14 protein-coding genes and 1 tRNA gene are annotated in these 13,522 nt (G+C 72.4%); 6 read left to right on the top strand and 9 right to left on the bottom strand.

Annotated features, from left to right (window positions below):
• Positions 1-238 precede the first annotated feature (238 nt).
• Positions 239-766 (top strand): hypothetical protein, encoded by a 528-nt coding sequence (locus tag ACFWBN_RS38695; protein WP_385186227.1) that lies wholly within the window; start codon positions 239-241, stop codon positions 764-766.
• 140 nt (positions 767-906) lie between these two features.
• On the opposite strand, the gene ACFWBN_RS38690 is transcribed toward ACFWBN_RS38695, so the two are convergent.
• Positions 907-1,131: a DUF2277 domain-containing protein gene (locus ACFWBN_RS38690; RefSeq protein ID WP_385186224.1), complete on the bottom strand. Its 225-nt coding sequence runs from the start codon at positions 1,129-1,131 to the stop codon at positions 907-909.
• 15 nt (positions 1,132-1,146) lie between these two features.
• Positions 1,147-1,803, bottom strand: a complete 657-nt coding sequence (locus ACFWBN_RS38685; protein WP_385186221.1) for a hypothetical protein — start codon at positions 1,801-1,803, stop codon at positions 1,147-1,149.
• A gap of 778 nt (positions 1,804-2,581) precedes the next feature.
• Here ACFWBN_RS38685 and ACFWBN_RS38680 point away from each other — a divergent pair.
• Positions 2,582-3,340, top strand: coding sequence for a DUF6928 family protein (locus tag ACFWBN_RS38680; RefSeq protein WP_385186219.1), 759 nt, complete (start codon positions 2,582-2,584; stop codon positions 3,338-3,340).
• Here ACFWBN_RS38680 and ACFWBN_RS38675 read toward each other — a convergent pair.
• Both ACFWBN_RS38675 and ACFWBN_RS38670 read right to left on the bottom strand, forming a co-directional pair.
• The gene (locus ACFWBN_RS38675) at positions 3,337-3,675 is read right to left on the bottom strand and encodes a hypothetical protein (protein ID WP_385186216.1); all 339 of its coding nucleotides are present in this window, start codon (positions 3,673-3,675) and stop codon (positions 3,337-3,339) included. The two genes, ACFWBN_RS38680 and ACFWBN_RS38675, sit on opposite strands and share 4 nt — an antisense overlap.
• Positions 3,676-3,939: 264 nt before the next feature.
• Positions 3,940-4,014: transfer RNA gene (locus ACFWBN_RS38670), tRNA-Val, on the bottom strand.
• Between the two features lie 105 nt (positions 4,015-4,119).
• On the opposite strand from ACFWBN_RS38670, the gene ACFWBN_RS38665 reads away from it, so the two are divergent.
• The 3 genes from ACFWBN_RS38665 (at position 4,120) to ACFWBN_RS38655 (ending at position 6,442) form a co-directional block, all read left to right on the top strand.
• Positions 4,120-5,364 (top strand): hypothetical protein, encoded by a 1,245-nt coding sequence (locus tag ACFWBN_RS38665; protein WP_385186213.1) that lies wholly within the window; start codon positions 4,120-4,122, stop codon positions 5,362-5,364.
• 73 nt (positions 5,365-5,437) lie between these two features.
• Positions 5,438-6,142, top strand: coding sequence for a DUF4383 domain-containing protein (locus tag ACFWBN_RS38660; protein ID WP_385186210.1), 705 nt, complete (start codon positions 5,438-5,440; stop codon positions 6,140-6,142).
• Positions 6,143-6,217: 75 nt separating this feature from the next.
• On the top strand, positions 6,218-6,442 hold the full coding sequence (locus ACFWBN_RS38655) for a zinc ribbon domain-containing protein (RefSeq protein WP_385186207.1): 225 nt from the start codon (positions 6,218-6,220) through the stop codon (positions 6,440-6,442).
• 42 nt (positions 6,443-6,484) lie between these two features.
• On the opposite strand, the gene ACFWBN_RS38650 is transcribed toward ACFWBN_RS38655, so the two are convergent.
• From ACFWBN_RS38650 to ACFWBN_RS38635, 4 genes are read right to left on the bottom strand one after another with little or no spacing between them, the layout of a single operon-like run.
• Positions 6,485-7,144: an O-methyltransferase gene (locus tag ACFWBN_RS38650; RefSeq protein WP_385186204.1), complete on the bottom strand. Its 660-nt coding sequence runs from the start codon at positions 7,142-7,144 to the stop codon at positions 6,485-6,487.
• Positions 7,141-7,971, bottom strand: a complete 831-nt coding sequence (locus ACFWBN_RS38645) for an HAD family hydrolase (protein ID WP_385186202.1) — start codon at positions 7,969-7,971, stop codon at positions 7,141-7,143. Before ACFWBN_RS38645 ends, ACFWBN_RS38650 begins: the two co-directional genes overlap by 4 nt.
• Positions 7,968-10,424: a phosphoribosyltransferase gene (locus ACFWBN_RS38640; protein ID WP_385186230.1), complete on the bottom strand. Its 2,457-nt coding sequence runs from the start codon at positions 10,422-10,424 to the stop codon at positions 7,968-7,970. Before ACFWBN_RS38640 ends, ACFWBN_RS38645 begins: the two co-directional genes overlap by 4 nt.
• Positions 10,425-10,465: 41 nt before the next feature.
• Positions 10,466-11,641, bottom strand: coding sequence for an HpcH/HpaI aldolase/citrate lyase family protein (locus ACFWBN_RS38635; RefSeq protein ID WP_385186200.1), 1,176 nt, complete (start codon positions 11,639-11,641; stop codon positions 10,466-10,468).
• Positions 11,642-11,835: 194 nt separating this feature from the next.
• On the opposite strand from ACFWBN_RS38635, the gene ACFWBN_RS38630 reads away from it, so the two are divergent.
• On the top strand, positions 11,836-12,591 hold the full coding sequence (locus ACFWBN_RS38630; RefSeq protein ID WP_385186197.1) for a TerD family protein: 756 nt from the start codon (positions 11,836-11,838) through the stop codon (positions 12,589-12,591).
• Between the two features lie 39 nt (positions 12,592-12,630).
• Here the strand turns inward: ACFWBN_RS38630 and ACFWBN_RS38625 are convergent, their stop codons facing one another.
• Positions 12,631-13,371 carry a Tellurium resistance gene (locus tag ACFWBN_RS38625; protein WP_385186194.1) on the bottom strand — a complete coding sequence of 247 codons (741 nt, stop codon included), beginning with the start codon at positions 13,369-13,371 and terminating at the stop codon, positions 12,631-12,633.
• Between the last annotated feature and the right edge of the window lie 151 nt (positions 13,372-13,522).

The raw sequence follows: 13,522 nt of genomic DNA, 5'->3' as shown, positions 1-13,522 counted from the left end.
GGGCGGAGCCCCAGGGGCCCGGGCGGCGGCGGCCGCGGCCCCTCCACCCCCCCACACCCCCCACACCCCCCGGGAGGGAATCGGCTCGGCCGGCCGGAGCAGTGCCTCACCCGTTCACCCGGCCCCGATCGCCGCCCCCGCCCCAGGCTCCTAGCGTCCACAGCACGGTGCGCAACCGAATCCGCGTCACATCCGTGCCCTGGCCGCGCCGTTTCGAGGAGCCCGAGGAGTTCTCTCCATGCCCGCCAAACCGCTCGCCAAGCCTCCCGCCACGACCCTCGCCAAGCCGTCCGCCACCACGCGCCGCCTGCTGGCCGTCGCCGCCGCGACCCTCGTCGTCGCGGCCGCCTCTCCCGCCACGCTCGCCTACGCCCGCCCCTCCGCCACCGTCTCCCCCAACCCCGTCGCCCCGGGCGGCCGGGTCAGCCTCAACATCGACGGCTGCGGCACCAACGTCGCCCGCGTCACCTCCAGCGCCTTCGGCGACGTACGGCTCACCCCCGGCAATCCGGCGTCCACCAACCTCTTCGGCAGCGCCACCGTCCTCTCCAACGCCAGTGCCGGCGCCCACCGCGTCACCTTCGAGTGCGCCCCGGGCGGTGAGCGCATCGTCCTCTCGCTCCAGGTCACCCCGGGCGCCGCACGCGGCGGCACCGGCGGCAGCATCGACTCGATGAGCCCGGGTCAGATCGCCATCGGCGGCGCCCTCGTCGCGGCCGCGCTCGGCGGCGGAGCGTGGGTGATCCGGCGCCGCGCGGCCGCCTGACCCGGCACCCCGGCGCCCGCTCTCCCCGCACCCGGGCTCGGTGGCCCACGCGGTCCTGCTGCGCACGGGCTGCCCGGTCGCGGTGGCCCCGCTGGAGGAGGACGCCGTAGCGGCGGCGGCCGGGTAGCGCCCCGCCGCCGTCACACGGTGGCGGGCTGCCCCCGTACGACCATCCCGTCGAGGAGCAGCCGGGTGGCCTCGGCAACGGCGTCCACGGCCTCCTCGAACACCTCGCGGTTGTGCGCGGCGGGCGCCCGGAACCCGGACACCTTCCGTACGTATTGGAGGGCGGCGGCGCGGATCTCCTCCTCGGTGGCCTTCTCGGGGATGGCGGGCGGGCGCAGGGTCTTAATGGAGCGGCACATACCTCCACTATCGCGCTAGCGCGGCAGCTCGGCCCCGGAAAGTCTGAGGATCAGCGCGGCCTGCAGCCGCCCCCTCAGCTCCCCGTCCCCGACCTCGTCCAGCAGCCCGATGGCCTGCTGGGTGGATTCGGCGGCCCGCCGGTCGTCGCGCAGCGAGGCGGTCTGGTCGGCCATGTGCTTGAGCGCGATGTCGGCCCGCCGATGGAAGAGCTGCCCGATCAGGGCCGTGACCAGCCCCACCGAGCTCGTCACGATGCCGAGGTACAGCTCCCCGCCGGCTTCGGCCTTCCACACGGCCAGCCCGACGCCGAACAGCAGGATCGTCGTCCCGACCCCCGCGAAGCACTGGCTGGTCACGAAGCTGCTGCGCGCCTGTGTGAGTCCGTAGGCGTAGTACTCGACGAGCAGGGGCGTGAAGTCGTCGCGCCGATCGCCGAGCTGCGGCGGGGACTCGGGCGGATGCCGGATCCCCCCGACATCGTCGAACTTCGGCACCGCGGGCTCGGCGCCGGAGCTGGAGTCAGGCCGCGCCACGTACGCGAGCAGCCGGACCCGGTCCTCCCGCCGCTTGCGCTCGAAGCCCTTGCTCACCGCGCGTTGGAACACCACCAGTGCCGCCGTGGCCGCGGCCACCGCCACGACCACCCCGCCCCACGCGAGCCACTCGCCCATCCCCCGACGATCCCACGCACCGCCGGTCCGGCATAGTGCCGGAACGCCCGGACCAGCAGGACCGCGAACCGCTCAGGGCCGCCTAATACCCCCAGCGCGGCTGGCTGCCGTCCTGCCGGCAGTAGATCAGCCGCCCGTTACCGGCATGGGTGGACCGCCCGACATCGGCTTTCCGACAGAACTGCCCGGCGTTGTAGCAGTTCCCGGCATTGGAAACGATCTCGCAGTCGCCGGCCACCGGCGCGCTCGGCGCCTTCGTCGCAGGAGCCCGGGTCGTGACCTTGGGCGAGGGCGCCTTCCGGTCGACGGTGGGGGTCGGATCCGGCACTGGCCCCGAAGCCGAAGGGGAGGGCGTAGGAGGGGCGGAAACCGAAACCGACGGCGAGGCCGAAGGCGAACCGGAAGGCGAAACCGAAGGCGAAGGCGATGCCGTGGTCGGAGCCACCGAAACCGCGGTAGGCGGCGCGGACACACCCGGCCGATCCCCTTCGGCGGGCCCACAGGCCACGGCGACCCCCGCCACGACCAGCCCCACCAGCGCCTGTCTGAGGCGCCCCCCACTCCATCTGCCCATAGGTACCCCCACACGAAGAAGTTGAAGGAGGCACATCATATGAACGGCAGTTCGGCCCTGCCGGGTTTCCCCGAAACCGGAGGGCGGCACGCTCGCCGCGCACGACGGCGCGGGGATCGCCCAGCCAGGGGCGGTCCGTTGCTGTCAGAGCCGGGGGATACGGTGCAGCCACGATTGAGGAGCGTTGCGCTTTGGGGAGGAACCTTGGGAGCCAAGACCGGTCTGCTCGTGTACGCCGACGGCGACGTGCCGGGCCGCCTGCAAGAGGTGGGTGTCGCGGACCAGGAACAGACGTCGCTCATGATGCGCCGCCTGTATCCGGGCTGTGAAATCGAAAAGACCGGGGGTTCGGACCTGGGAGGGGGCGCATATCCCCCCGACGGAACGACCTATGCGGCGAGTTGGCCGGGCGTGGAGGTCGTCTGCGATCGGCGCGTGATGATCGACTTCCCGTCACGGCTCCCCGAGCACCTCGTGGCGGCGAGCGCTGGCCGACGGCTGGTCCTGCACGCCATGCACAGCGTGGTCGACTGGCTGGCCTTCGCCGTGTGGGAGGACGGACGCCTGATCCGCTCGCTGAGCCTGTCCCCGGACAACGGGATCATCGAAAACATCGGGGACCCGCTCCCCTTCGAACTTCCCTACTGGGCCGGGGACCGTCCGGCGGACGTCATTCCCTGGCCGGGTGAGGAAGAGGAGCCGTACGCCCTGCCGTTCCACCCTCTCGAACTCGGCGAGGACGCACTACGCGCGCTCTGCGGCTTCATCCAGGAGGGCCGGCCCGAGCCCGAGGACGTCGACGCGGACGGCATCGAACTACACGGCTTCCACGTGTCGGACCCACACGGTCCCACCCCCGCCACGAGGGAAGCGGCACTGCGCGAGGCCATGAAAACCCTGGGCCCACCCCGGATCTACTCAATGGGCCCCGCCGGCCTGCTCGTCGAGCGCGACAACCTCTAGCCGAGCTGTCGCCGGCCGGCAGCAGCATACGCTCGCTCCACCTCGCCCAGATACTGCCGCAGTCGGAAGCGAACCTCCTCGACGGCCCCGCCATCGGGGCCCGGGTACATCAGGTCGGACCAGATCACCGTCTCGCCGCGGAGCCTGATCCGGACGGTCAGCCTGTCCGGCCCCGGCTCGGGCTGCTCCTCGGCTGCCACGTCCACCTCGCGCGGCATGTCCGCTGGATAGAGCGGTCCGCCGGGGCGGAGGAGTTGCCCGGGGTCGAGACCGGCCATCCTGCTGTCGCTGCGCGCCACCACGTCGAGGCCATCGACGAAGAGGTAGGTGTGCACGGCAGTACATGCCGGCGGCCCAGGACATGCGCTGATGAGCAGCGTGCTGACCGTATGGCTTTGGCTTTCGGGCGCGATGGCCCTCAGCTCGCGCGGGGCTCTACGAGGCATCCGCCTGATGTGACGTCATGGGCCGATCGTAGCTGCCGCGCCGCACCGGTTCGGAAGAACACCACCCGCATCGGCCCCGCCCCCGACCGCCCCGTTGGTGTCGGATAGAGCCGTCAAAGGCCCCCAACCAAGATCGGTTGGGGGCCTTTGTACTGGTGGGCGCGGACGGTTTCGAACCGCCGACATCTGCTTTGTAAGAGCAGCGCTCTACCCCTGAGCTACGCACCCGTGGATGAGTGGACAGCCTACATGCCGGGCACACCCCCCACGCAAACCCGTTCCAGTGGGAGAGAATGGTCCGGGGCAAGGCGGACGCGGCACGGGAGAGGGATTGTGACGACGGCATCCCGGCGTTGGTTCGGTGGGCGGGACGAGAGTCGGCGGGCGGATGCGCAGGCGGCGAAGGATGCCGCCGCCGCGGCGTTCTACGAGCTGGACAGTGCGCAGCGGGATCTGCGGATCTCGATCGAGACCATCGCGGCCGCCGACGGGTCGCCCGCCGCGCGGCAGGCCGGCGAGGGGTTCGCCGCGCTGGGGCAGCGGATCGACCAGGTCAGCCATGTGTACATCGAGGCCGTCGACGCGCACGACCTGGACCGGCCCGAGCTGGAGGGTTCCGTCGCGGCGCGGGCCCGGGAGCAGCTGACGCGGGCGCGCGACGAGCTGGTGCGGGTCAAGGGGGAGCTGGACCGGTTCGCGCAGGGGATCCAGCCGCTGCTGGACAAGGCCGAGACGCAGCTCGCGCGGGTCGCGCCGGCCCGGGAGCGGGCGAAGGCGGCGCTGCTGGCGGCCAGTGACGCGCTGGATGCCGTACGGGCCAAGGGGATACGGGCCGACGACCTGGCGGCGCGGCTGGCCGCGCTGGGGCCGGAGCTGACCAAGCTGAACGAGGGCGCGGGCCGGCACGGGGTCCAGGAGACGGTGCAGCGCGCCGACCGGATCCTGCGCGACGCCGAGGCCGTACGGGCCGAGGTGGCGCGGCTTCCGGAGCGGGCCGCGGAGGTGGACCGGCGGCTGGTGAGCCTGCGGACCCGGGCGCAGGCGCTGCGCAACCGGGCGGACCGGGTGGATCCGGTGCTCAGCGAGCTGCGCCGGCGGTTCAGCGCGGCGTGCTGGCAGGACCTCCAGCACGTCCCCGACCAGGCCGTACGGGACATCGCGCACGCCGAGGACCGGCTCCACGAGGCCTCCCATGCGCGGGACGAGCAGCGCTGGGCCGACGTAGGGGTGCTGATCGATGCCGTACGGGCCTCCCTGGAGGCGACCGACGAGGCGGTGTCGGCGGCGCAGGACCGGCTGACGCTCCTGGAGGCGGTGGCGCGGAACCCGCAGGCGGAGGTGGACCGGACCCGGTTCGCGATCCGGGACGCCCAGCGGCTGGCGATGGCCGGGCGCAGCGTGCCCGATCCGCGGCACGCGCGGCCGCTGGACGAGTCGGTGGCCCGGGTGGGCCGGGCGCTCGCGGGGCTGGAGGGCCGGCATCCGGACTACTGGGCGTTCCTGCTGGAGATGCAGGACGTACGGGCGGCCGTGAACCGGGTGGTCAACGAGATCCGGGCCGAGCGCGGCCACGGCTGACACCCGCAGAGTTGTCCCGTGGCGCGCGGCGGCGGATGCTGGAGGTGCCGGGAACGGAGCAGAGGAGGGCGGTATGGCTGCCCACACTTTCCACAGGCCTCGTGCGCCCCGCGCAGCCGAGGCACCGGAGCCGCAGGAGTCCTACGCGCCCCATGCGCTGTACGGGTGCCACGAGCCCCACGACAACTACGCGCCCTATGTGGCCCACGAACCCTATGGACCGCAGGCGCCGCACGTCCCCTCCGGGAGGCTGCAGCGCGTCCTGCATCCCGTCAACGCCCGGCTCGACGAGCATCTGCCCTCCGATCACAAGCTCAGCAAGATCTACCGCGTCGGCGCCGGCCTGACGGGGCTGCTGCTGGTCGTCTTCGGCGTCCTCGGGCTCACCAACCAGATCGGCTTCTTCGACACCGGTGGGGACACGGTGCTCGCCCTGAACACCAACGGCGCGCTGAGCGTCCTGTCGATCTGCATCGGAGGGCTGTTGATCGTCGGGATGGTGATCGGCGGGACCTTCGCCTCCACCCTGAACATCGTGCTCGGGGTGGCGTTCATCCTGAGCGGGTTCGTCAATCTCGCCCTGCTGGACAGCAGTTTCAACTTCCTGGCCTTCCGGATCCAGAACGTGCTGTTCAGCTTCGTCGTCGGCGTGATGCTGATGTGGTTCGGGATGTACGGGCGGGTGGGCAGCGCCCTGCCGCACGACAATCCGTACTGGCGCGCCCGCCACCCCGAGCAGGCGGCCCGGGAGCAGCGGGCGGGCATCGCCGGACGCTGACACCCGAGCCGACCGCGGCCACGCCGCCGGAGCGGGGGATACCCGTAAGCGCCCCGGCGGCTTAGCCTTGGCCGCATGCCTCGATACGAATACCGCTGCCGGACCTGCGACGACACCTTTGAGGTCAGCCGGCCCATGGCCGAGTCGTCCGCGCCCGCCGACTGCCCCGCCGGGCACGCCGACACCGTCAAGCTGCTCTCCGCCGTCGCCGTCGGCGGGACCAGCAGTGCCCCCGCGCCCGCTCGGGCCATGGGCGGCGGGGGCGGTGGCGGCTGCTGCGGTGGCGGCGGCTGCGGCTGAACCCGCAAGGGCCAAAGGCCAGGGCCAGGGCCCGCACCGGCGCTACCGCTTGCGCGAGAGCGTCAGCCCGTCCGAGATCGCCAGCAGGACCGAGTCCATGCGGGGATCCGCCGAGACGTGGTCGTTGAAGGCGCGGACGCCCGCCGCCGAGCCGGTGGCCGACTCGTCGAGGACCGTGCCGTGGTACAGCGTGTTGTCCGTGACGATCAGACCGCCCGGACGCAGCCGCGGCACGAGCTCCTCCCAGTACGCGATCTGGCTCTCCTTGTCCGCGTCGATGTAGGCCATGTCGACATGCGGTTCGGCCGGCATCGCCCGCAGGGTCTCCAGGGCCGGCGCGATGCGCAGCTCGATGCGGTCCGCGACCCCCGCCGTCTCCCAGGCCTCCCGGCCGTACGCCGTCCACTCCTCCGAGACGTCGCACGCGATCAGGCGGCCGCCGTCCGGGAGCGCCTGGGCCATGGACAGGGTCGAGAAGCCGGTGAAGGTGCCGATCTCCACGATGTGGCGCGCGCCCGTCAGCCGGACCAGGAAGGCCAGCAGCGGCCCCTGCTCCTCGGCCGACTGCATCCCGGCGACGTCCGGGAACTTGGCGTACGTCGTCTCGACCAGCCCCCGCTGGACCGCGTCCAGCGGGGGGTTGTGGTCGAGCATGTAGCGGTAGAGCTCATCGGTGATCTTGGTGCTGTTGCCCTTGGTCATGCGTCCAGTCTGCCGAGCCGCTCCGCCTCGCGGGTGAACGCGCGGAGTATTTCCTCTCCGGCCAGGACGCCCGCCGTGGCCAGGGCCGTGACCGACGGCGCCGTCCAGCCCGCGTCCGCCAGTTCGCCGTGGCCCGGGCGCCATCCCGCGTCCGCCGCCAGCAGCAGGTCCGCGTCGAGGAGGGAGTCGCCGGCGGCGAGGGTCTCGGACGCTCCCGTACGACGGGCCACCTCGCGCATCGCCGCGCTCTTGGTCAGCGGGCGCGGGACGGCGTAGATCTTCCGGCCCTGGAGGGAGACGGTCCAGCCGCGGCTCTCGGCCCATTCCGTCAGGGACTTGAGCCACTCGTCGGGCACCAGGGCCCGCTCGACGACGAGGTACGCGAACAGCTCCTCGGCCACCCGCGTCTTGCGCAGCCACGCCGGGTCGGCCACCGCCAGCAGGTGCCCGTGGACCTCCTCCAGCGGGGCGCACTCCTTCGCCAGGCGCGCCGCGACCTGCCGCCGCCAGTCCCGGTCCGGCACCCCGTCGACGAGCAGCTGGCCGCCGTTGGCGCAGATCGCGTACGGGGCCGGGCGGCCGGGGAAGCGGATCCGCTGGTACTGCTTGCGGGTCCGCGTCGTCGTCGGAACGAAGACGACCGACGGGTCCGCCGTCAGCTCCGCCAGCAGTCCCGCCGCCGTCTCCGTCATGTAGGACAGCGGCTTGCTCTCGTGGACCTCGACGCACAGCAGCCGCGGGGCCACCGGGTCGGGCATGGTCAGGCCGAGGGCCGCCGACGAGTAGATGAGCGTACGGTCGAGATCACTGGCTACCAGGACAGTCACTTCGAGGCCACAGCCTTTCCGTCGGCGCCGGTGGCGCCGCGTGTGAATCGGGGGTGGATGAGTCCGACGCACGTGTACGGCAGTCCGTCGACCTCCTCCACCGGGACCCCGCGCTGCTCGGCGAGCAGCCGTACGTGGTCCAGATCGGCCCCTGCGCCGCGCTGCGCGAGGATCTTCCACGGCACCCGGCGCAGCAGCACCCGGGTGGTCTCGCCGACCCCGGGCTTGACGAGGTTCACGTCGTGGATGCCGTACTCCTCGCTGATCCGCTCGACCGCCGCCCAGCCCTCCCAGGTCGGCGTGCGGTCGGCCGCGAGCAGCTCCTTGACCTCCTGGTCGACGGCGTCGGCCACCTCGCCGAAGTGGGCGGCGACCGTGTCGACGAAGGCGACGGAGACGTCCGCCCCGGCCAGCTCGCGGTAGAACTTCGCGCCGTGGAAGTCGGTGGGGCCGACCAGGTCGGCCCTCAGAACCGTACGCGAGACGAGACCGGAGACGGTGGAATTGAGGCAGGCGGAGGGGATCAGGAAGTCCTCGCGGGTGCCGTAGGTCTCCACGCAGGAGCCCGGGTCGGCCAGGACCACGATCTCCGGGTTGAAGCCCTCGAACTCCGCGAGGGCGTCGCGCAGCTCGCGGGTGATGGCGCCCTTGCCCGTCCAGCCGTCGACGAAGACGATGTCGGCCGGGTCGTGGTGGGCGGCCAGCCAGCGCAGGGCGTTGGCGTCGATGCCTCGGCCGCGCACGATGGAGACGGCGTAGTGCGGCAGGTCCAGGCCGTGCCGGGCGGCGGCCCAGCGGCGCATCAGCACGCCGACGGGGGTGCCGGCGCGGGCCAGGGAGACCAGGACCGGGGACGGGGAGCGCTCGGCGAGGACGGTCTCGGTGACCGTGCCGACCGCGCGGGCCATCCGGGCGGCCGAGGCGTCCAGGGCGCTCTGGTAGAGCTCCTGGTACTGGGGGGACGGCTGGTACTCGACGGGCAGGGACTCGGCGTAGTGCGCGCCGCCCGCCTGGATGGCCTCCTCGCGCTCCTCGGTCGGGGCCTCCAGCTCGACCTCGGAGAAGTCCTGGAGCAGCCAGCCGACGTCTTCCGCGGCGTAGGAGGAGAACGCGGGGCCGCGCAGCGGCTCGGGCATGATCGGCTCCTGCCGGTCGGGTACGTCGGGCGTGTACGACGGGACGACGGCCAGCAGGACGCGGCCGGTGTGCGGGGCCAGGGCCGCGAGCAGCCCGTCGCGGAGCTCGCGGGTGTCCCCGGCCGAGTCGACTACGGCGACGACGGCGTCGAAGCCGGCGCCCGCGACGTTGTACGCGTAGCGGTCTCCGGGGCCGTCCGCCGGGGCGTCGTGGGCGGGGAAGACGAGGCGGGTGCGGATGGCGTAGCCGGGGTCGTCGACGGCGAGCACCGGTGAGCGGGTGGTGGTGGAGAAGCGGACCTCGCGGGCCGTGCCCGACTCCTCCAGGGCCTTCGCGAGGCGCAGCGGGGTGTACATCAGCTCTTCGTTGCCGAGTACGAGGACCCGTCCTGGCTCGTCGCCCAGCGCATCGGCCAGCCGCCGGGTCAGGGTGGGGAGCCGCGCGTTCAGCGTTTCGCGGTGGGCGGGGGTGAAGCCGTGGCGGCCGCCGTCGGGGAGGCCGGTGGGCCAGTCGAGCCGGATGCGCGTGATCGGCTGCGGGCCGTCTGCTGGGGCTCCGCCCCAGACCCCGCGCCTCAAACGCCGGCGAGGCTGGATGCCCTCGTACTCCTCCACCAGCGCCTGGCCCTTTTCCAGGACCCCCTCCGGGAGGGTCACCGTGCCCGAGGCCAGGGCTATGAGGTCGACGCGGGCTCCCAGTTCGGCGGCGAAGGCCGTGAGGCGGGCGCGGTCGGCCGGGGAGCGCATGTCGACGAGGGCGACGACCACGTAGTGCGCGCGGGGGTGGCGGGCGTGCAGGTCGCGGATGGTGTTCAGGACCGTGTTGCCGGTGGAGAACTCGTCGTCGACGAGGACCAGCGGGCCGGTGCCCGCCAGCAGCCGGGGGTCCTCCGGCAGCAGCAGGTGCGAGGTGGCGTGCGAGTGGGCCTCCTCGAAGCCGCCCGCCGGTGCGAGCCCCTCGACCGGGCGGCGGGTGGAGTGCAGGTAGGGGGCCGGGCCCAGGCCGTCGGCGACGCAGTGGCCCAGCCCGGTGGCGGTCTCGGCGTAGCCGAGGACGACCGCCGAGGCGGCGCCCTCCTCGCCCAGCAGCTCGCGGACCCGCACGCCGAGCCCGTATCCGGCGTCGTACACGGCCGCCGGGGACTGCGGGACGTGCTTGCCCAGCACCTGCGAGACCAGCAGGTGCGCCCGCTTGGGGTTGCGCCGCAGCGCGAGTCCGAGCAGCTCCGCGAGCCTCGGCGAGCCCGGCGTACCGGCCTCCTCCAGGCTGACGCCCAGCCGGTCCGCGACCCAGGTTCCCGACCACACCGCTTCGATCGTCTTGCCTTTCCTCGTCGTCTCCGCCGTCACCAGGGGTTTCACACCTGGAGCCCGGCCGTGAGGAGGTCGACGAAGCCGACCTCCTCCTTCGCCACGCCGAAGACCTCGGCGCGCAGCATGGTGCGCTCCGCCCAGGCCCGGTGGGGCTTCACCTCGTTCATCTTGTTCGTGTAGGCGGAACGCATCACTCCGCCGCCGCCCCGCTCCGGGCGCAGGATGTCCTGGGCGTCGCAGAACTCCTCGTGGGAGACCACGGACAGCGCGTGCACGGGCGTCACGTGCGCGGGGTGGATGCAGGTCTTGCCGAGGAGCCCGTTGGCCCGGTCGAGTTCGATCTCGCGCAGCAGCCCGTCCAGGTCGTGCTCGATCAGCGCGGTGCGCAGTTCCTCCACGCCCTCCGCCAGGAAGGGGCTGCGGCGCAGCTGGGGCTTGAAGAGGCGCTGCTGGCTGCGGAAGTACTCCCACACCGGGCCGGTGACCGTGAAGCCGGTGCCGTCGGCGCGGCTCAGGACGTTGACGACGTCCGCGATCACGCCGGCCACGATCTTGACGTCGTAGGCGGTCATGTCGGGGGTGCGGCGCAGCCCGTAGGCGGAGCAGAAGTCGGTGACGCCGAGCCTCAGGGCCAGTACCCGCTCGCGGTGGCTGTCGACCGTCCGGTAGATGCCGGCGAGGGCCTCGGCGCGGGTTTCGAGGTGGAGGAGGTCCGGGGTTTCCAGGACGGGCATGGCATACAGGCGGGCCAGCCCGGCGGCTGCCTCCGTCTGCGCCACGGCGTCGAGGAAGGCGATGCCACTGCTCTCGTTGAACTTGGGAAGTACAAATCCGGCCAGACGCCGTACGGAGCCGCCGAGGCGGCGCACCAGGTCCGGTATCTGCTCGGGGGTCCGCACGCGGATGAACAGCAGCGGGAGCTCCGCGGCGTCCGGACCCTCGGCGTCGAGCTCGGCGAACTGCCGGACGAGGTTCTCCTCGGCTCCGACGACATCGCCGTCGCTGATCGAATCCTCCAGGCAGAGGACCATGGAGACGACCCCGCGGCCGGCCTGCTTGCGGATGTCCCCGGCGAGCTGGGGGCGGGTGGCCGGGCTGTAGAGCGTGGCGCCCAGCGCCGCGGCGAGGGTGCGGGCCGGTGAGGCACCGGTGAATTCTGCCGGTTCCTGGTGGAAGAGGTCCTTACGGACGGTGGGCGATATGTGCCCAAAGTGACGCATGTGCTTCCCCCGTACTGCCTCGGCGGCCCAACTGGCGTGGCCGGTAATAGTACGTACGAACGTGAGTCAAGAGTTCCTCAAGCACATGAAGTTCAGGTAACCCTCTTGCACCTTGCCCAGGTCTCCCGTTCGAGACAAGGCCCTACGGGGGGCCGCATTGTCCCGCTCCACCCCGGGAGGGCAGGATGACGTGCATGACGCACGCGATGCAGAAGGGCTCCAACATCCCGGTGGCCGCCGTGGCGGTCCGGGCGGTGCTGCGCTGGACCGACGGCCCCGAGGTCCCGGACGTGGACGCCTCCGCCCTGCTCGTGGGCCCGGACGGCCGCGTGCGGTCGGACGAGGACTTCGTCTTCTACAACCAGCCGCGCCACCCCTCGGGGGCCGTATGGCGGCTCGGCAAGAAGCAGCTCGGCGATTCGATCACCGACGCGGTCCAGGCGGACCTGCGCACGGTGACCCCGGCCGTGGACCGCATCCTGGTGGTCGCCTCCGCCGAGGACGTCCCCTTCCAGCGCGTCCGCGACCTGCGGATCCTCCTCTACGACGCCACCGCGGCCGGCGGCTCCGAACCGCTGGCCCACTTCGACGTGCGGCCCGAGACCGGCGCCGAGACGGCGCTGATCTGCGGGGAGCTGTACCGCCGGGGCGAGGGGTGGAAGTTCCGCGCGCTCGGCGAGGGGTACTCCAACGGGCTCGTGGGACTGGCGACCGACCACGGGATCTCGGTCGACGAGAGCGCCCCCGAGCCCCAGGCGAGCACGCCGCAGACGCCCGCCGACGAGCGGACCACCGCCATGGCCCCGCCGGCGCCGCCCACGCAGGCACCACCGGCCGCCCAGCCCGCCTACGGGTACCCGCAGCCGGTCTCCCCGGTCCCGGTGCCCGCCCCGGGCGGCGACCCGTCCTTCCGGCTTCCGGTGCAGGGCCCGCAGTTCATCCGCCGCTGACCCGCACCGGCCCGGCCGGAGCCCCGCACCGGGCTCCGGTCAGGCCTTGGTGTTCTTGTAGCCCCGCCCCCACTGGAGCCCCCAGCCGTACAGCCGGTCCAGCTCGGCCTGGAACCCGTACACGAACTTCACCTCGCGCCGCACGATCAGCTCCCCCTTGACCTTCTCCAGGGAGACGACCGCGCAGGAGCGGGCCTGCGGGGCCCGCTCGTCCAGGGGGATCTCGATCCGCGGCCCGGTGACCGGGTAGAGGGTGACCTGGGCGTGCGTCCGGTCGAAGGCCGGGGTCTGGTCGTAGATGTAGACGAAGACGAGCAGCCGCTTGATCTCGTCGGCGTGGTCGAGGTTGATGTAGACGGTCTCGCCCGACGGCGACCCGAACCGGTCGTCGCCGCTGAGCTTGATGAACGGCGGATCGTTGAGGTCGCCGAGCAGGTTGCCCAGCGGCTGGACGACGCCCCGGGTGCCGTCGGTCAGCTCGTAGAGACAGCCGATGTCGAGGTCGACGTTGACCATGCCCTGGGTGTGCGCCTGCACCATGTCCGGCTTGAACAGCTTGAACGGATGCCGGAAGAGCCGGCCGCTCTGCCCTGCGCTGCCCCCGATGTCCGAGGTCCGCATGCGCCAGGACAGGTTGACGCGCAGATTGCCGTGGACCGCCCCCTGCTTGGTGAGCGACACCGTCGGATGTCGCTTGGTCAGCTCGATCGCGTTCGACGAGGCGCTGCCCGACTGGAACTGCACGGCACGGCTGCCCCTGATGCCGTCGAAGAAGCCCATCCCCTACCCCCCTGATCCCCCTGGATTCCTGACGAAACACGGGGGCGGCCGCGCGGTCCAGTGGATCCGCGCGGCCCCCCATCGGACTGAAAGGGTACCCCCTGACGGCCCGGGCACACCCCCGCCCGGGGCCCCGCGGGCGCCGCGCCCG

Origin of the sequence: Streptomyces sp. NPDC059989, from assembly GCF_042736975.1 — a bacterium.
Classification (GTDB): domain Bacteria; phylum Actinomycetota; class Actinomycetes; order Streptomycetales; family Streptomycetaceae; genus Streptomyces.
Note: the sequence above shows the minus strand (reverse complement) of the source record. Positions and strands in the feature narration are given on the sequence as shown.

Excerpts from the sequence above, each read along its gene's own strand:
- ACFWBN_RS38685 (WP_385186221.1), bottom strand. The coding sequence starts at position 1,803 with ATGGGCGAGTGGCTCGCGTGGGGCGGGGTGGTCGTGGCGGTGGCCGCG.
- ACFWBN_RS38695 (WP_385186227.1), top strand. The coding sequence starts at position 239 with ATGCCCGCCAAACCGCTCGCCAAGCCTCCCGCCACGACCCTCGCCAAG.
- ACFWBN_RS38625 (WP_385186194.1), bottom strand. The coding sequence starts at position 13,371 with ATGGGCTTCTTCGACGGCATCAGGGGCAGCCGTGCCGTGCAGTTCCAG.
- ACFWBN_RS38650 (WP_385186204.1), bottom strand. The coding sequence starts at position 7,144 with ATGACCAAGGGCAACAGCACCAAGATCACCGATGAGCTCTACCGCTAC.
- ACFWBN_RS38635 (WP_385186200.1), bottom strand. The coding sequence starts at position 11,641 with ATGCGTCACTTTGGGCACATATCGCCCACCGTCCGTAAGGACCTCTTC.
- ACFWBN_RS38655 (WP_385186207.1), top strand. The coding sequence starts at position 6,218 with ATGCCTCGATACGAATACCGCTGCCGGACCTGCGACGACACCTTTGAG.
- ACFWBN_RS38660 (WP_385186210.1), top strand. The coding sequence starts at position 5,438 with ATGGCTGCCCACACTTTCCACAGGCCTCGTGCGCCCCGCGCAGCCGAG.
- ACFWBN_RS38630 (WP_385186197.1), top strand. The coding sequence starts at position 11,836 with ATGACGCACGCGATGCAGAAGGGCTCCAACATCCCGGTGGCCGCCGTG.
- ACFWBN_RS38690 (WP_385186224.1), bottom strand. The coding sequence starts at position 1,131 with ATGTGCCGCTCCATTAAGACCCTGCGCCCGCCCGCCATCCCCGAGAAG.